This is a genomic window from Aureimonas sp. AU22 (genome assembly GCF_001463745.1).
Lineage (GTDB): Bacteria > Pseudomonadota > Alphaproteobacteria > Rhizobiales > Rhizobiaceae > Aureimonas.
Genome location: NZ_BBWJ01000004.1, coordinates 55,020 through 71,522, shown reverse-complemented (window position 1 = coordinate 71,522; position 16,503 = coordinate 55,020). Strand labels below are relative to the sequence as shown.

Annotated in this window: 12 protein-coding genes and 1 pseudogene; 8 read left to right on the top strand and 5 right to left on the bottom strand. The window is 63.0% G+C overall.

Going from position 1 to position 16,503, the window contains the following annotated elements; translation table 11 throughout:
- Positions 1-105: 105 nt before the first annotated feature.
- From AUL34_RS00850 to AUL34_RS00830, 5 genes are all read left to right on the top strand, one after another.
- A complete protein-coding gene (locus AUL34_RS00850; protein WP_061929761.1) occupies positions 106-1,404 on the top strand; it encodes an RsmB/NOP family class I SAM-dependent RNA methyltransferase in 1,299 nt (432 codons plus the stop codon).
- Positions 1,404-1,853, top strand: coding sequence for a TspO/MBR family protein (locus AUL34_RS00845; protein ID WP_061929758.1), 450 nt, complete (start codon positions 1,404-1,406; stop codon positions 1,851-1,853). The genes AUL34_RS00850 and AUL34_RS00845 overlap by 1 nt, the downstream gene beginning before the upstream one ends.
- Complete coding sequence (locus AUL34_RS00840; protein ID WP_061929755.1) at positions 1,850-2,479, top strand: 5'-methylthioadenosine/S-adenosylhomocysteine nucleosidase; 630 nt, start codon at positions 1,850-1,852, stop codon at positions 2,477-2,479. The genes AUL34_RS00845 and AUL34_RS00840 overlap by 4 nt, the downstream gene beginning before the upstream one ends.
- A 47-nt stretch (positions 2,480-2,526) precedes the next feature.
- Positions 2,527-4,083: a glutamine-hydrolyzing GMP synthase gene (guaA, locus tag AUL34_RS00835; protein ID WP_061929752.1), complete on the top strand. Its 1,557-nt coding sequence runs from the start codon at positions 2,527-2,529 to the stop codon at positions 4,081-4,083.
- Positions 4,084-4,401: 318 nt separating this feature from the next.
- Positions 4,402-5,658: a tyrosine-type recombinase/integrase gene (locus AUL34_RS00830; RefSeq protein ID WP_061929749.1), complete on the top strand. Its 1,257-nt coding sequence runs from the start codon at positions 4,402-4,404 to the stop codon at positions 5,656-5,658.
- On the opposite strand, the gene AUL34_RS00825 is transcribed toward AUL34_RS00830, so the two are convergent.
- Together AUL34_RS00825 and AUL34_RS21735 are read right to left on the bottom strand one after the other, a co-directional pair.
- The gene (locus AUL34_RS00825) at positions 5,636-5,920 is read right to left on the bottom strand and encodes an AlpA family transcriptional regulator (protein ID WP_061929746.1); all 285 of its coding nucleotides are present in this window, start codon (positions 5,918-5,920) and stop codon (positions 5,636-5,638) included. The two genes, AUL34_RS00830 and AUL34_RS00825, sit on opposite strands and share 23 nt — an antisense overlap.
- 157 nt (positions 5,921-6,077) lie before the next feature.
- Positions 6,078-6,707: a hypothetical protein gene (locus AUL34_RS21735; protein ID WP_082653055.1), complete on the bottom strand. Its 630-nt coding sequence runs from the start codon at positions 6,705-6,707 to the stop codon at positions 6,078-6,080.
- A gap of 191 nt (positions 6,708-6,898) precedes the next feature.
- On the opposite strand from AUL34_RS21735, the pseudogene AUL34_RS00820 reads away from it, so the two are divergent.
- From AUL34_RS00820 to AUL34_RS00810, 3 genes and pseudogenes are all read left to right on the top strand, one after another.
- Positions 6,899-8,390 (top strand): annotated as a pseudogene (locus AUL34_RS00820) (recombinase family protein).
- Complete coding sequence (locus tag AUL34_RS00815; RefSeq protein WP_061929743.1) at positions 8,390-9,295, top strand: plasmid partitioning protein RepB C-terminal domain-containing protein; 906 nt, start codon at positions 8,390-8,392, stop codon at positions 9,293-9,295. The pseudogene AUL34_RS00820 and the gene AUL34_RS00815 overlap by 1 nt, the downstream one beginning before the upstream one ends.
- Entirely contained in the window at positions 9,288-10,223 is a 936-nt protein-coding gene (locus AUL34_RS00810; protein WP_061929739.1) for a plasmid partitioning protein RepB C-terminal domain-containing protein, read from the top strand. Before AUL34_RS00815 ends, AUL34_RS00810 begins: the two co-directional genes overlap by 8 nt.
- A 202-nt stretch (positions 10,224-10,425) precedes the next feature.
- Here the strand turns inward: AUL34_RS00810 and AUL34_RS00805 are convergent, their stop codons facing one another.
- The 3 genes from AUL34_RS00805 to AUL34_RS00795 are packed head-to-tail and all read right to left on the bottom strand — an operon-like array spanning position 10,426 to position 16,489.
- Positions 10,426-13,434: a hypothetical protein gene (locus AUL34_RS00805; protein ID WP_061930538.1), complete on the bottom strand. Its 3,009-nt coding sequence runs from the start codon at positions 13,432-13,434 to the stop codon at positions 10,426-10,428.
- Positions 13,431-15,236, bottom strand: coding sequence for a phospholipase D family protein (locus tag AUL34_RS00800; protein WP_061929736.1), 1,806 nt, complete (start codon positions 15,234-15,236; stop codon positions 13,431-13,433). The genes AUL34_RS00805 and AUL34_RS00800 overlap by 4 nt, the downstream gene beginning before the upstream one ends.
- Positions 15,233-16,489 (bottom strand): DUF6361 family protein, encoded by a 1,257-nt coding sequence (locus AUL34_RS00795; RefSeq protein WP_244492400.1) that lies wholly within the window; start codon positions 16,487-16,489, stop codon positions 15,233-15,235. Before AUL34_RS00795 ends, AUL34_RS00800 begins: the two co-directional genes overlap by 4 nt.
- Between the last annotated feature and the right edge of the window lie 14 nt (positions 16,490-16,503).

Here is a 16,503-nt window from a genome sequence, read left to right as displayed (position 1 = left end):
CCGAAAGGGCCGGGAGAGATCCCGGCCCTTTCCGCGTCGAGGCCCCGACTTGTGATCGGCCTCCGGCCGCACTAACCAAGCGGCAGCAAACGGAGACGAGGTGTCATGCGGCTTGGCGGACGGATCGCGGCGGCGGTCGAGGTGTTGGACGACATGGCCTCGCGCCGGCGCCCGGTGGCCGACGCGTTGAAGGACTGGGGTCTGTCCCATCGCTTCGCCGGTTCGGGCGACCGCTCGGCCATCGGCAACCTCGTCTACGACGTGTTGCGCCGCCGCCGGTCGCTCGAATTCCGCATGGGCACGAAGGCGACCGCGCCGCTCGTCTTCGGCGCCTTCCTCGATTCGTCTGGGATGTCGGCGGCGGATTTGCGCTCGGCTCTCGACGGCGACCGCTTCGCACCAACGCTGCCCGATGACGGGGCGCTCGAACGCTTCCGCCAAACGGGGCTGGAGGATGCCGACCCGACCGTCGCCGCCGATGTGCCCGATTGGCTGGCTGCTCCGCTCGCCGCTTCGCTGGGCGACGGTTGGATCGCCGAGGCCCGCGCCCTGTCGGACCGCCCGCCGCTCGACATGCGCGTCAACACGCTGAAGGCCACGCGCGACGAGGTGGCCGGCGAACTCGCGCCGTTCGCCGCCGGGCCCACCCCGCTGTCGCCGATCGGCTTGCGGGTGCGGCCGATCGAAGGCGAGGGGCGCCATCCCAACGTCCAGGTCGAGCGCGGCTTCCAGACGGGAGGCTTCGAGATCCAGGACGAGGGCTCGCAGATCGCCGCGCTTCTCTGCGATGCGCGCGCGGGCGAGCGCGTCCTCGACTATTGCGCCGGGGCGGGGGGCAAGACGCTGGCGCTCGCCGCAGCCAGCGGTAACGCCGCCGACATCCATGCCTTCGACGCCGATCGCCAGCGCCTCGCGCCGATCTGGGAGCGGCTGGCCCGCGCCGGGGCGACGTCGGTCACCGTCCACGCCCCGCGGGATGATCTCGCGCCGCTGCACGGCACAATGGACCTCGTCGTCGTCGATGCGCCCTGTACCGGCGCCGGGACCTGGCGCCGCCGCCCCGACGCCAAGTGGCGGTTGACGGAAGCGCAAGTTGCCAAGCGCATGGGCGAGCAGGACAAGGTGCTCGATGCCGCCGCCCGTTTCACAAGACCCGGCGGACGCCTCGCCTACGTCACCTGCTCCGTTCTGCGCGCGGAGAACGCCGAACGCGTGGAAGCCTTTCTCGCCCGCACGCCCGGCTGGCGTCTGGCCGACGCGCAGGATCGATGGTCGCAGATGCTGCCCGACGCCCCGCATGCCTTCCACGCGGAGCGCATCGGCGACGGCGCGGTGCTGACGCTGACGCCGCGGCGCTCCGGCACCGACGGCTTCTTCTTCGCCCTTCTGGAGCGGGTGTCCTGATGCGCTGGCTGAGCCTTCTCGTCTTTCTGGCCATCTCGCTCGGCGGCGGCCTCCTGATCGGGGCGAACAACACGCCGGACGACTGGTATCGCCATCTCGACAAGCCCTGGTTCAATCCGCCGAACTGGGTGTTCGCCCCGGCCTGGACGGTGCTCTACGTGCTGATCGCGGTAGCGGGCTGGCGCGTGTTCCAGGCCGGCAACCGCCGCGCGATGGTGCCGTGGGTCCTGCAAATGGCGCTGAACTTCCTGTGGTCGCCGCTCTTCTTCAGCGCCCATGCGCTTCTGCCGGCGCTGGTCGTGATCCTCGGGTTGCTGGCCGCGATCCTCGCCTTCCTCGCCCGCACCGGCCCGCGCGACGCGATCGCTTTCTGGTGCTTCGTGCCCTATGCGGTCTGGGTCTCCTACGCGACGCTTCTGAACGCCGCAATCTGGCGGCTGAACGGATGAGCGCGGATGCACAGGTCGAGACGATCGGCGGCCGCCGCGTCCTCTTCGCAATGGCCGCCGCACCCGAATACGGCCCGGCCCTTCGCTCGCGCATCCGCCCATTGATGACGGGCATCGGGCCGATCGAGGCCGGTATCGCCGTCGCCTACGCCCTGAGCGCCTGCGCCGCGCGCGACCTGTTGCCCGACCTTGTGGTATCGCTGGGCTCGGCCGGTTCCGCGTCGCTCGAGCAGGGAGCGGTCTACCAGGCGTCGAGCGTCTCGTGGCGCGACATCGACGCGAGTGCGCTCGGTTTCCAGAAGGGCACGACGCCGCTTCTCGACCTTCCCGCCGAGGTGCCGCTTCTGACGCCCATCGCCGGCCTGCCGGCCGCCCGACTGTCCACCGGTGCCAACGTGGTGAGCGGCGACGCCTATCGCGCCATCGACGCCGACATGGTCGATATGGAGACCTTCGCGGTCCTGCGCGCCTGCGCGCGCTTCTCCATTCCGCTCGTCGGCCTGCGCGGGATTTCGGACGGCGCCGCGGAACTGCGTCACTACGACGACTGGACCGCGCTCCTGCCCGTCATCGACGAAGGGCTGGCCGCCGCTCTCGACCGTTTGGCCGAAGTCCTGCAAGCCTAGGTCCAACCAACTCTTGATTTCCGGCGCTGCCTGACTAGAAGTCCGCCATGACCCAGCACCCCGACAACATCCTCATCGTCGACTTCGGCTCCCAGGTGACGCAGCTCATCGCGCGTCGCGTGCGCGAGGCCGGCGTTTATTCCGAGATCGTGCCGTTCCAGTCGGCGGAGGAGGGCTTCCGCCGGTTGAAGCCGCGCGCGGTGATCCTCTCCGGCTCACCTGCCTCCACCATGGAGGAGAACTCGCCCCGCGCCCCCGACGCCATCTTCGAGGCCGGCGTGCCGGTGCTGGGCATCTGCTACGGACAGCAGACCATGTGCGCCCAGCTCGGCGGCAGGATCGAGGGCGGGCTCCACCGCGAGTTCGGCCGGGCCTTCCTGGAGGTGCAGAAGGTCTCGCCGCTCTTCGACGGCATCTGGGCGGAAGGAACGCGCCATCAGGTCTGGATGAGCCATGGCGACCGCGTGACCGCCTTGCCCGACGGGTTCGAGATCGTGGCGACCTCGCCCGGCGCGCCCTTCGCCGCGATCGCCGACGAGCGCCGCCGCTTCTACGGCGTGCAGTTCCATCCGGAGGTCGTCCACACGCCGGACGGGGCCAAGCTCATCTCCAATTTCGTCCACAAGATCGCCGGCACCCCGGGCGACTGGACCATGGCCGCCTTCCGCGAGCAGGCCGTCGAGCAGATTCGCGCGAAGGTCGGCAATGCCCGCGTGATCTGCGGCCTGTCGGGCGGCGTCGACAGTTCCGTCGCAGCGCTTCTCATCCACGAGGCGATCGGCGAGCAGTTGACCTGCATCTTCGTCGATCACGGCCTCCTGCGGATGGGCGAGGCGGAGGAGGTCGTCGGCATGTTCCGCGACCATTACAACATCCCGCTCGTGCATGTTCAGGCGCAGGACCTCTTCATCGGAGCCCTCGAAGGCGAGATGGATCCGGAGGTGAAGCGCAAGACCATCGGCCGCCTCTTCATCGAGACGTTCGAGGCGGAAGCCAAGAAGATCGGCGGCGCCGAGTTCCTGGCGCAGGGGACGCTCTACCCCGACGTCATCGAGAGCGTGTCGTTCACCGGTGGCCCGTCGGTCACGATCAAGTCGCACCACAATGTCGGCGGCCTGCCCGAGCGCATGAACATGAAGCTCGTCGAGCCGCTGCGCGAGCTGTTCAAGGACGAGGTGCGCGCGCTCGGACGCGAGCTCGGGCTTCCCGACCGCTTCGTCGGACGTCATCCGTTTCCGGGTCCCGGCCTTGCCATCCGCTGCCCCGGCGGCGTCACGCGCGAGAAGCTCGACATCCTGCGCCAGGCCGATGCGATCTATCTCGACGAGATCCGCAAGGCCGGCCTTTATGATGCCATCTGGCAAGCCTTCGCCGTGCTTCTGCCCGTGCAGACGGTGGGCGTGATGGGCGACGGGCGCACCTACGAGTTCGTCTGCGCCCTGCGTGCCGTGACGTCGGTGGACGGCATGACGGCGGACTTCTACCCCTACGACATGGAATTCCTCGGCAACGCGGCGACGCGCATCATCAACGAGGTGCGCGGCATTAACCGCGTGGTCTACGACATCACCTCCAAGCCCCCCGGCACGATCGAGTGGGAATAATTTTTGCCCCTCCGGGCGTATCCGAAATCACGCTAGAATACGACATAATCCAATGAAAATGCTGAAAAAATCTCTCTAAGACTTTCAGTATCTATCGCCGGGTTAGCCTCCCGTTTGACGGTATGGCTGGCGGTATGGCGCGTCTTGTCTCAACCGAAAAACGCATATACCGTCAGGGGCAAGAGAGCTTCTGACGGTATATTATTTTGCCTAAACACTTGTAAGTGCTGAATAAAAATCCTGTCAGGCGGCCAAATTTTGGCCTGACGGTATAGTTGGGTGCTCTCCTGCATTTTTTGACCGATCTGGAGGGTGCAAATGCTGACCGACGCCGCCATCAAGGCACTGAAACCAAAAGATAAATTATACAAGATTGTGGATCGTGACGGTATGTACGTCGTGGTCCAACCTTCGTGTTCAATCGTGTTCCGCTTGGACTACCGGCTCAACGGCCGTCGGGAGACCTTGACGTTGGGTCGTTATGGTCCGACGGGTCTGTCTCTGGCCAGGGCGCGCGAGAAGCTGATTGATGCCAAGCGCGCGATTTCCGAGGGGCGCTCGCCGGCGCAGGAAAAGCAGCGCGAGAAGCGGAGGATCAAGGAAGCCAAGAGCTTCGGCCAGTTCGGCGAGCGCTGGCTTCAGGAAGCGAGGATGGCGGACAGTACACGCGCGATGCGGCGGTCGATCTTCGAGCGCGACATCCTCCCGGCGTTTCGCAATCGACTGCTAACCGAGATCCTGCCGGAGGATCTGCGCGGGTTGTGCGCGAAGGTAAAGGAACGCGGGGCGCCGGCAACAGCGGTCCACGTCAGAGACATTGTGAAGTTGGTATTCGCCTTCGCCATCCTGCACGGGGAGAAGGTCGCCAACCCGGCCGACGAGGTTGGCCCATCGTCGATCGCAACCTTCGTGCCGAAGGACAGGTCGCTATCTCCCGCGGAGATCCGCATCATGCTCGGACAGCTTGAGCATGTCCCGACGCTGCCGACGATCCGTCTCGGGATAAAGCTGATTCTGCTCTCGATGGTACGAAAGAGCGAATTGCAGGATGCAGTCTGGGACGAGGTCGATTTTGAGAACGCCGTCTGGTCGATCCCCAAGGAGCGAATGAAGCGCTCGAAGGCGCACAACGTCTATCTATCGCAGCAAATGCTCGACATCTTCATCGCTCTCAAGACCTGCGCCGGTAACTCGAAATACGTCCTGCCGTCGCGCTACGACGCTGACGCGCCGATGTCGCGGGCCACGTTCAATCGGGTCACGACGGCGGTGGTGGTGCGGGCCAAGAAGGAAGGAATGCCGCTGGAGTCCTTTACGGTTCACGATCTCCGACGCACCGGCTCGACTCTGCTGAACGAACTGGGCTTCAACAGCGACTGGATCGAGAAGTGCTTGGCGCACGAGGATGGCCGATCCTCACGGGGCATCTACAACAAGGCGGAATATGAGCATCAGCGCCGGCACATGATCCAGGAATGGTCCAACATCGTGGATGCTTGGGTCGTGGGGGAGAAATACACGCCGACCCTTTATCCGCCGACAATGGACCTGCTTACGCCCGAGCCGGTTGTTTGATGGGGCGGGTCTTGCGAAGATGGACATCGGGCATGGGTGCGCGTTTCACGGTTTTCGCGCGCGAGGCGCGGCGGCGCTCCTCGAGCCAGGCTTCGACTTCGGCGAGGTCCCAGACCACGCAGCGAGACGTAAGATAGAAGCGCTGCGGAAATTCACCGCGCTGCTCCATGTCGTAGATGGTCGTGTCGGCCAACGGGACGATTTGCCGAAGCTCATGGCGCCGGATGGTCCGTGTCACGGCGGGAGGTTCTTGGGATTTCATCAGAGGACTCCGTCAGCCATTTGGGCTCGGCGGATAGAAATCGATAGACGACGTTGAAAGAAAGCCCGGATTGAGGGGCGTAGAACGGTATCGCGCTCTGGCGTGCATATCGGATAAGGCGCGGTCATCGCCGCGCCCAGCCAGACCTCCAATCGGTTCATTTGGGTGATCGTCGATACCGGCCCTTCCGGCGTGAGCCGACGTAGCATATGAGACCTGCCACCTTGAGCGCGGCAATGTCCCGACGCGCAGTTTTCAGGCTGACTGCCCACACCGCCGCAATATCCCGTGCGCCACTTCGACCTTCACCGACTCGGCCGAGAAACCAGTGCTGCCGCTCGTTGAATTCGGCTCGATCAGGGACATTTTTAGGGTCGCGTTCAGGGACACGTTCAGGGACATTTTTCCGCGCGCCCGTTGCCGATCGCCCCCCTGCGGCTTCCCCGGCAGCATAGGCTTCACGGGCTCTGGCCAAGGAAATGCGATCCACTGGGCCGGTCAACGGGATGGATGCCGGGCCATCGACCAGGCCGAGAACGAAGGCCCTGATGACTGGAGACGAAACCACCAGCCGCAGGAAATAGACGCTGTCTGGCCCGTGCTGGCCTGAGAGCCAGTGCTTGACGGTTCGCTCGCTTGCGTCCGTCTGGCGCATGAGCTGCTTAATCGCGCGGCGACTGTCGCCATGCTCTTTGCGTAGCAGCTCAGCGATGGTCCGCGCATAGTCTTCGCGTCCGCCAAGAACGCCTGTCCATAGGGGTAATTTCCTGCCCGTTTTCGGCAACATCTTCCGTTTTCTCCGCAGCTAAACTGTTCCAGTGCGGAGTGACGGCAGAGCCCCGTCATGCGCTGCGGCGGTAGGTCGCCCGGACCGCCGCAGGCAAGTTCGTGAGGCGTAATGTGATGAGCCGGAGAGATTACGATAATGAGCGGTCAGAGCAGCCCGAACGTCCTCTTCGGGCTGCCGAATACGTCCGCATGTCGACGGATCATCAGAAGTATTCGACGGAAAACCAATCCGACGCGATCAAGCATTATGCCGAGGCGCGCGGAATCGAGATCGTCTGTACCTACGCCGACGAAGGAAAGAGCGGGCTCAGCGTCGATGGCCGTGATGCGTTCAAGCGGCTGATCGCGGACGTCGTGGAAGGCCGCGCCGACTTTGAGATGATCCTCGTCTACGACGTGAGCCGCTGGGGGCGCTTCCAGGACACCGACGAAAGCGCCTACTACGAATATATCTGCAAGCGCGCCGGCGTTCGTGTCCAATACTGCGCCGAACAGTTCGAGAATGACGGAAGCCCGATCGCGGCCATCATCAAGGGCGTGAAGAGCGCCATGGCCGGGGAATATAGCCGTGAGCTTTCCGTCAAGGTTTTCGCCGGCCAGGGGCGCCTGATCGAGAAAGGGTATCGTCAGGGAGGCCCGGCGGGTTTTGGACTACGGCGAACGCTCATCGATGAGCACGGCGCTATCAAGGGATGTCTTGAACGGGGCGAGCAGAAGAGTCTCCAGACTGACCGCGTGATCCTGACACTCGGCCCGGCCGAGGAGGTCGATCTGGTTCGCGAAATCTACCGGGCGTTCGTCCATCAAGGGTATAGCGAGAGCGATCGCGGCCGATCTCAACAGACGGGGTATTTCCACCGACCTTGGACGACCCTGGACCAGGGGAACCGTCCACCAGATTCTCATCAACGAGAAATATGTCGGCGACAACGTATGGAACCGCCGCTCTTTCAAGCTGAAGAAGAAGCGCGTTCGGAACGATCCCGGTATGTGGATCAGGGCACAGGATGCGTTTGCGGCCGTCATCGAACGCGAACTGTTCGAGGCGACCAGGACCATCATCGGTGTGCGCTCCTTCCGGCTGAGCGATGAAGAGATGCTGCAATCTCTGAGGGCGCTTTATCAGCAAAAAGGTTTGCTCTCTGGCATCGTCATCGACGAATCCGATGGGATGCCGTCCAGCAGCGCCTACAGCTCCCGCTTTGGCAGCCTGCTTCGCGCCTACGGTCTCGTGGGCTTCACGCCAGCTCGCGATTACCGCTACGTTGAAATCAACCGCGAACTGCGAAAGCTCCATCCCGGCATTCTTCGTGAGGTGCTCGATGGATTGCGGGCAACGGGCAGCGATGCCTGGCAGGATCTCGAGGCCGACCGGATAGTCGTCAACGGTGAGTTCAGCGTCTCGTTGGTGATCGCGCGGTGCATCGAGACGCCGACCGGGCTCCTTCGGTGGAACCTGCACTTCGATACCTCGCTCGCGCCCGACATCACGATTGTCGCGCGGATGGATAGAGCCAATCGCGTGCCGTTCGACTTCTATCTGTTCCCCCGTATTGACATGCTCTCCGAAAAGCTGCGGCTAGGAGAGGAGAATGCGCTCGCGCTCGATGCCTACCGCTTCGACGACCTTGAGCTTCTCTATGACATCGCCGCGCCTGTTCCTCTTGGGGAGGCCGCCTGATGCCTGCTGTTCGACCGAACAAGATCGAAATGATCCCTATCTCCCGGATCACAGTTCTGAACCCTCGCGCACGCAACAAGCGCCAGCATCGGGAGATCGTGAACAACATCGAAGCCATCGGCTTGAAGAGGCCGATCACGGTGAGCCGCCGCGATTGCGCAGGCGGGCCGAGATATGATCTCGTCTGTGGTGAGGGCCGGTTGGAAGCCTTCCAGATGCTTGGTCAGACCGAGACTCCGGCCGTGGTGATCGAGGCCAGCGAAAGCGAGTGCCTCGTCATGAGCCTGGTCGAGAATATCGCCCGGCGCACGCCGCGGCCCATCGACCTCATGAAGGAGATCGGCGCGCTACGATCTCGTGGCTTCAACGATGCTGCCATCGCGGAGAAGATCGGTGTCGGGGCATCCTGGGTGAACATGATCGCGTCGCTACTCGAGCGTGGCGAGGAACGGCTGGTGTCCGCTGTCGAAACCGGGCTCATTCCGATCACCTTGGCAATGGAGATTTCCAAAGCCGAAACGGAAGAGGCGCAGAACCTGCTCCTCGACGCCTATGAGACCGGCAAGCTTCGGGGCAAGAAACTCGCCGCGGTTCGACGTCTGCTGGAAATGCGGATGCGCAGCCAGCGCAAGGGTGGATTGCCTGTCGGGCGGTTGGGCCGAAAGGGCACCGGCGTCCGTCGGATGACGGCCGCCGATCTCATGCAGGTCTATCAGCGGGAGGCGGAAAAGCAGCGTCTGCTGGTCAAAAAGTCGGACTTCACCCAGACCCGGCTGCTGTTCGTCGTCGAGGCGCTGAAGGATCTGCTCGGCAATGACGGTTTCATCAATCTGTTGAGGGCGGAGGGGCTGGCGACCATGCCACGCGCGATCAAGGTCCGTGTGTCGGGAGACGGTCATGACTGAAGAACCGAAGGATCGGGATGACGGCCGTATCCATTTTGGCTTCGACCGAGATTTTCTGACGATCCCCGTCGCGGCAATCGTGCCCCTGAAGACGTTGCCGCCCGGCGCCAGGGAGAGCCGATCCTATTCGCAGGTGCTGAGTTCGATCAAAGCGATCGGCCTGATCGAAGCGCCCGTCGTCATGGCAGACGAAAAGAATGCCGGAACCTGGTTTCTCCTCGATGGTCATCTGCGGCTTGAGGCGCTCAAGGAACTCGGGATCTCCGAGGTCGAGTGCCTGCTTGCAACTGACGACGACACCTACACCTACAACAAGCGCGTCAATCGCATTCCGCCGATTCAGGAGCATCGGATGATCGTGCGGGCAATGGACCGAGGCGTGTCATCGACCGACATTGCCACCGCATTGAACCTTCAGGTTGAGTCCGTGCTGCGGCGTTTCCGGCTCCTGGAAGGGATCAGCCCCGAGGCGGCCGAGATGCTGAAGGATACGCCCTGTTCGATGAAGGTGTTCGACATCCTGCGCCAGATGACGTCAGTCAGGCAGATCGAAGCCGCAGACCTGATGATCGGCCAGAACAATTTCACCGTGATGTTTGCGCGTGCGCTGCTTGCGGCGACGTCCGAGAACCAACTCGCCGCCACCCGCAAAGGAAAAGGGGGAGGCAAGCCAACGCCCTCGGGCCAGCAGATCGCCCGCATGGAACGCGAGTTGGCGGCGCTCCAGACCCAGGTGAAGTCGGTCGAGGAAACCTACGGCATCGACAATCTGCATCTGACCGTCGCCCGCGGCTATGTCGCCAAGCTGCTGGCGAACAACCGGGTGGTTCGCTGGCTGGCGACCCATCAACAGGACTATCTCAGCGAGTTTCAGAAGATCGCCGAGATCGACACGCTCGGCCCGATCGCGGAAACGCCGGGCGCCTGAGTCAGATATGGGGACCCGGACCCGATAAGCGCGGGGACCATGGGAGAAGCCGCACCGTGGGGCGGATCAAGCATGGTGGTGGGAATGGCGGCGAACCCGCATGAAGCCCACTAGGCTGGTCCACATATAGCCAGCCGCATGAGGGGGCGCTTCCCCCGCATGAGCAGGACGTGCGTGCCGGACGCGCCGGCCGGCACGCACGTTATTCATCGCGGTGCTTCTGTCGTGAGAATGCCGACAGATCGAGGGTCAATGCTTGCAGCGACCGCGTCGTTTCCACGTCGTGATGGGTCAGGAGATCGACAAGATCCTCCTGGTCCGGCTGCCCCAAAGCAAGGCGATAGAGCAGCCTCTGCGTCCTCAACTTTGCGAATCGATCAATATCGCGACTTTGGGGAAGCGCAAACAAATGTCGCTTCAGTTCCGCACCTTCCATCGCCCACCAGGGGCTGAGGCCGGTTTTGTCGTCCGCGAACGCCTTGTCGGCGTCGCGTGCGATGATGTCCCACGGCGACGATGCTTGGCCACGTGCCTGCGCCAACGCTTGTTCGCCTAGTTTTCGGGCGAGCGGTTGTCGGACAGTCAGTCCGCCGAAGCGCTGGACGCGACCTTCTCGTTGCTCCAGGTCGACCGGGCTGGAACAAAGATCCCAGTGGCCCAGCCGGTCGCACCAGCTATGGAAATCGAGCCCTTCCTGTCCGACAGAGGTCGTTGCTAGGACATGGGGCCAGAACGGCGTATTGAACGCGCTGCGGATTTCCTCAGAGCGCGCCGGTGGCGGTTCATTGACATCATGATCCTGCCGATGCGTCTCTGTCTCAGTGCCCCCAAACGGCACCGCAGCGTGACAGCGGATACGGATCTTGTCCTTTTTCTTCGCGCCCTTGAACCCGAAAGTGCCGACGTTCGCTGCGAGCGCCGCCGACAGATCCTCGATCAATCCATCAGGATTGACCTTGGATTTGCGCAGCCAGAAATGTTCGTCGAGGACGGCTTCCAGGCAGCCATCAACACACGCATTCTGATATTTCTGCGTGGCGTCCTCACCGGGCAAGATCGACCAGAAAACGGGGCGATCCAGATAGGTGCGCAGCCTCGTCCAGCAGAAGCGCACAAGCCGCGCGAAATGCTGCTCCTGATAATCGAAAAGCTCAGGAAGATGGCGATAGAGTGCTCGGCCCGTCACGACGCCAGGGGCGCCGAGAGCCATATCCACCAGAGCGTCCAGCTCCCACCGGCTTAGCCAGGCGATCGCCTCGGCCTCTTGGCGCTGCTTGAGCAAGGTTTGAAGTGTTGCATCTTTCGGGGCGACCCGACCCCAGTTCTTCTGGACCGCCGCGAACTCCCGAGCCAGCGGCGCCTTTTGCGCACGTTCAATGGCCGCGAGGATCGCCCACGCCGGTTTGCGTCGTCGGTTGCTTCGCGCATTCGGAGCCTCCGGCGCGATGGACGGGGGCAGCGCCTGAATGATCTGCTGCCGCGCCCTGGCCCTGGTCGCCTTGATCGCAGCCTTGCCCTTCACATCTAGGGGATCGACAGCGCGGATCAGGAAAGGGCTCGGGTGAAACAGGGCGAGCGTGGGGCCTTGGTTCGGCTTCGGGTTCAGGTGGCGTTTCTTCCACGCGGCAGCGTAGGGAAGATTGCTTTTTGCCACGCATTTGCGCTCGACCTCAAGGCTGACAAGGGCTGCCAGGCTTTGCGGTGTGGCCCTGAATCGGCTGAAGATCAGCATCTTGGGCGATTGCGTCACCTTTGCCCATGGGCCGGAAGGCGCCCACCAAGTCAGCGACGGCAACACCCACGGAAGGGCAAGGGCCTCCGTTGGCACAAGGCCGTTGAGGGCACGGAGCTTGGCGCTTCCCCAACCCTCTTTGGGCGGCTTGAAGCAATTGGTGACTCCGAGCCGGGGGACGCTGCGCGTGGCCGGAAAATCTATGTCGCGAGAAATCTGGTATCGGTCCCCCAACGCTTGCGCAGGAAGTGGCACTGACAGCCAGTAGGCGATCGCGCTGCCTGCGAGCTTGGGCGACACATGGTCGGTGAAATGTCGATAGACGTCGAGATCGTGGGGCTCGATCCTTACGGACGGCGGCGCAGGCTCTCCGGCATGGTCGGAAACCGGACGCTCGGTCCGCGACATGAGTGGTGTGAGAAGCGCCTCGAGGTGGTGCTTGAGCGCTTGCGCCTCTTCGATTGCCGTCGTGCGGCTATCGGGCGGCAGGTGGCCGATCAAATGCAACAGATCGCCAAAACGACGAAATTGGGATTCGGCCTCGGCGCGTACAGCCGACCCGCCCAGAAATTCGATAATCTCGAAAAATTCGACATGGGGGGCAGCCCCAGAGCCGCTTTCCCAGCGCTCGGCATAGAAACGGTAGGGCGTGGCGGACAGGAGGAGGATCGGCGGCGGCGTCCCGCCATCTGTTCCCGCCAGCAGTTGACGCGCCAGGGGATTATCGGCGCCTGCATTGAGCAGTTCGCGATAGCATTGGAACTCGTCGAAAATTACGAGATCGGGCGGGGCGGAATCCAGAGCGGCTTGAGCGAGCGCCTTGCGCATCCGGCCCAAGCTCTGACCGTGTTTGCTCGTATCGATCGCGTGCAGAATGTTTTCGCGGGCCGGCTTGCCAAATTCCGCGCGCAACGCTCGGCCATAGGCCACCTTGAAGAGGGCGGAGACATTGTCGAACTTGCCCTGAGCCTCCTCGCACGCCCATCGCCAGCCGGACGTTGCGCCATATTCGATATAGCCTTCAGGAAAGGCTGCGGTCAGGCCGGGGTATAGTTCGTCCAACAGGAGCTTGACGAACGCGCGCTCGACAGCCTTGCCGCCGTAGAGGCGCTGCGAGCTGGAGAATGATGTGGTGGGTGTAAAGGCGTAGAGCCGCAGCTTTCCCTTGCGCTTTTCCTCGAACGGAATGAGACCGACGCGGTCGATGATGGAGAGTGCGTCCTTGGCATCGTCCTTCTCGAGGAAGCGCAGCAGTTCGACCTTATTCTGGTCAGCGACTTTGAGCCCGCTCGTAATATAATAGACCGTGAACTTGCGCGCTTTGCTCGCCAGTGCCGCAAGCGTATCTCGGGCGACGACGGTCTTCCCGAGGCCGACTTCGTCCGCGACAAGGAATCGGCGCAGTGCGTTGCCTCCCGACAGAGCGGCAGTTGCAGCCTTTACCGTTGCGGCCTGGAAGGGTTTCGATCTTGCGCTCATGAGGCAAGCCGGGAGCGCGCGATGGCCCAAATCTGAGCGAGTTCGTTCAAGTCAGCTCTCTCCGCTTCGCTCAGATTCTCGCCGTGGGCGAGAAGCGCATCCACATAGGGCGCAAAATGGCGATCGACCCGGCCGAAGGCTTTTCGGTCGCGTGCCCAAGCGGTGAGAATATCCTCCAATGTGAGGCGGTCATAACCCAGGCTTTGGGGGCGGTTGCCCCGCGATCCGACATCTTCATCCCATGCACCGCCACCGACTGGAAGCGTGTCGCCGCCGAGCATCGCACGCATCCAGTCATGAAACGCGCGAAGTCCCATGTGGCTGGCCAGCGCGGCTAGATCCCGCTGCTCTTCGAGAGGCGGATCGACGATGACGCGCTGCATCCATCGTAAAGCGCCGTCTGGGCCGCTTATCCGGACCTGAATGAAGGCAGACTGGAGTGACAAGGGGATCGATCCAAGACCGAGGTTGAAGGCATCGGTCGGCCAAGGCAGCAGGTCGCCATTTGCAGATCCGGCGTGCAGCACATGGTCGGGGTACGCGAGCGAAGGAACCGCCCGCGCGTCGAGAGAGAAGCATTCTCCGTCGCGGCGCAGAACCGGGTCCCAGGAGGCCATGAGCACCTTGCGCGACTCTTCCAGAGCATCGGCTGCACTTGTGCTGCGCAGGTCCGTGGCGGCGACTTCCTCTATGGTGACAGGCGTCGCTTTACCGACCAGGAACGCCAGGCCGGAAGCGAACGCTTCGCCCGCCTCAAGTTCGACCATGATTTCCGAGTTGCGCCCCGACCACGCCCTTTCGGTCGCATTGGCGCTTCCGACCCTCAAGATGGTCTTCTCGCCCGAGTGGAAGCAGAAGATCTTCGCATGGAGCGCGAGGGGCGCCGGCTCCACATCATCTTCGGCCACAGGTTCGGTGCCGGGCAGAGCGAGCGTGGACTCGTCAGCAAGCACGTCCGGCGCCGCATAGACCAGGATTTTCGAGAAACCCGTCAGCGAGGTTCTGGACCGGCTGGCTATTTCGGCAAGGGCCGGCATCGACGAAATCAGCGTCCTGGAACCAGCCGCTCCCCAGTTGCCCGCCTTTTTCAGAAAGTCGGGCGACAGGAACGGGCTGATGATCGTTATGCCATCGACCGCGCCGGATGGCGGCTCCGCTGGCAAGGGAACACCTTCATCCAGCCCATTGAGGAGGCCGCGTAGGCGAAAACCGTCCGGCGCATCCCACCAGATCGCCTCCAGTTGCTCCGAGATGTCATCGGCATCCTCGCGCGATGCGCAGCGTGCGAGAGTGCTCCCGAGAGCACCGACGCCAGGGAGCCGAACCCGCCCCTTCGCGCGCTTTTCGCTGCCGTCCAGCAAAACGCCGGCGTCGAGATCCTGTGATCGCGTGAGGTTCCGGCTGCCAATCCAGAGCTTCCAGCGGGTTTCCCCTTTGGGGCAGTTATAGGCGACCAAAGCAATCTTCGGATGCCAGCTACGCTCGTATTCATCGTAGGGTCGCTCAACGATGAACTGATCGAGGATGCCCGCGATCCGGGGGAGAGCGACCGGGCGCGCGATCCGCCCGCGCTGGATGATGATCTTGACGTGATCGCGCAGCCTGTCGATCGCTTCGGCAAAATCGACGGCCGTTCCACTGCCCTTGTCATTGTTACGACCGATCAGGGCGAGCAACGCCGCGGCCACCGCAGACAGGTCGACCGAGTAGGTCGCGAACAACGCGAGCTTGACCGTCTCCAATCGCCCGGGCCGCAGTTCGTCGAGGTAGGGTTGGCCGTGCCAAGCTTGCCGATCGCTCATGCGACAGCCTCCAGATCACGCAGGAGCCGTTTCACATTCCCCCAGCGATAATGGAGCGGCTCGGCGCGACCATGGCGCTCGCCTTGCCATTCCATGCGCCGATCGACGCCGAACTGGTTGCTGGCGAGACGCGCGCGATCATCCTTCCTGCTGACCTCCGCCCGCGCATACACGTCGAGCAGCGGTATCGGATCCTTGCTATTTGCCCGAACCCAGGCCGAAGTTTCTTGCAACACGCCCTCAACCGCAGGCGGGAGGTGCCCGATTTCGGCGAGAAACAGGTCCATATCCAGCCGGGCGGCAATCCCTCCCCATTGCTCGACCGCGTCTTTCAGCGCGGCGCGGTGCAAATTTGGCTGTGGTCGCTTGTCGCGTGTTTCCTTGAGTGTCTCGACCTGAGCCGCATAAATTGCCCTGCCAATCGCGGACAGCGCCGCCGCCTCGCCGGCCCGCTTCAGCATGGCGGCCTCCTTACCGGCAAGTGCGAGAATTTCGCTGTCCCAGCAGTGATCCGCCTCGCCGAGCGGCTTTCCGACCAGCTTCGACAACAGCGATGGCTCGCCCGGATCCGTCGGCGAGCGAACGGCGCGCAGCTTGGTTGCGAGATAGATCTGCTCCGGCGGCAAAAGGTCGAGTGTAAGCTTTCCTCCGCCATCCCAGTCGCCGGGAGCATCGATCAACCCCGAGATTGGCCAGGCCACTGTCTCGAAGGGCTTGCCATCATCGTCATGGAGGGCGCGTTTGCCGGAAGCTGCCAAGAGCTTCGCCATATCCGGGCGGCTCCACGGCCGGCCATCAGGGCGGGTGCCGATCAGTCCCCATTTAGCGAGAGCCGTCCAATAAACATAGGCTGGTGGTTGGCTGATCACGCGGGGGAAGACTTCACCTCCGATCACGCCATCTTTCTCACCGCCCACTCCATCGACATATTTGAGACGGCCGGTCAGCTCATGTTCGAGATCGGAGAAGGCTTGGCCAAAGTCCTTGGGAACAGGGCGCCTCGTCCGAAGGCTTTGGTAAAGCCAAGGGATGAGAAGCGCGTAGCGCAGCCGTGTGTGCAGAACCGACGTGCCGGGGAAGAAGTGATCGGCATAGCGTTGGTGGACGATGAGGAATCCGACCTCATCGCGCACCCCCGCTGCGCCGCCGAACATCATCTGTTCAGCCTGGCCCAGCGCCTTGCGCGACAAAAAAGTGAACCCAAAAGATGACACGAAGCCTGCCCCCACGGCGTAGTAGAACTTACATCTCAAGAATATTGCCGATG

Bases quoted from the DNA above. Each gene is read 5' to 3' on its own strand.
- AUL34_RS21735 (WP_082653055.1), bottom strand. From the start codon at position 6,707: ATGTTGCCGAAAACGGGCAGGAAATTACCCCTATGGACAGGCGTTCTT.
- guaA (WP_061929752.1), top strand. From the start codon at position 2,527: ATGACCCAGCACCCCGACAACATCCTCATCGTCGACTTCGGCTCCCAG.
- AUL34_RS00825 (WP_061929746.1), bottom strand. From the start codon at position 5,920: ATGAAATCCCAAGAACCTCCCGCCGTGACACGGACCATCCGGCGCCAT.
- AUL34_RS00830 (WP_061929749.1), top strand. From the start codon at position 4,402: ATGCTGACCGACGCCGCCATCAAGGCACTGAAACCAAAAGATAAATTA.
- AUL34_RS00815 (WP_061929743.1), top strand. From the start codon at position 8,390: ATGCCTGCTGTTCGACCGAACAAGATCGAAATGATCCCTATCTCCCGG.
- AUL34_RS00800 (WP_061929736.1), bottom strand. From the start codon at position 15,236: ATGAGCGATCGGCAAGCTTGGCACGGCCAACCCTACCTCGACGAACTG.
- AUL34_RS00850 (WP_061929761.1), top strand. From the start codon at position 106: ATGCGGCTTGGCGGACGGATCGCGGCGGCGGTCGAGGTGTTGGACGAC.
- AUL34_RS00810 (WP_061929739.1), top strand. From the start codon at position 9,288: ATGACTGAAGAACCGAAGGATCGGGATGACGGCCGTATCCATTTTGGC.
- AUL34_RS00845 (WP_061929758.1), top strand. From the start codon at position 1,404: ATGCGCTGGCTGAGCCTTCTCGTCTTTCTGGCCATCTCGCTCGGCGGC.
- AUL34_RS00840 (WP_061929755.1), top strand. From the start codon at position 1,850: ATGAGCGCGGATGCACAGGTCGAGACGATCGGCGGCCGCCGCGTCCTC.
- AUL34_RS00805 (WP_061930538.1), bottom strand. From the start codon at position 13,434: ATGAGCGCAAGATCGAAACCCTTCCAGGCCGCAACGGTAAAGGCTGCA.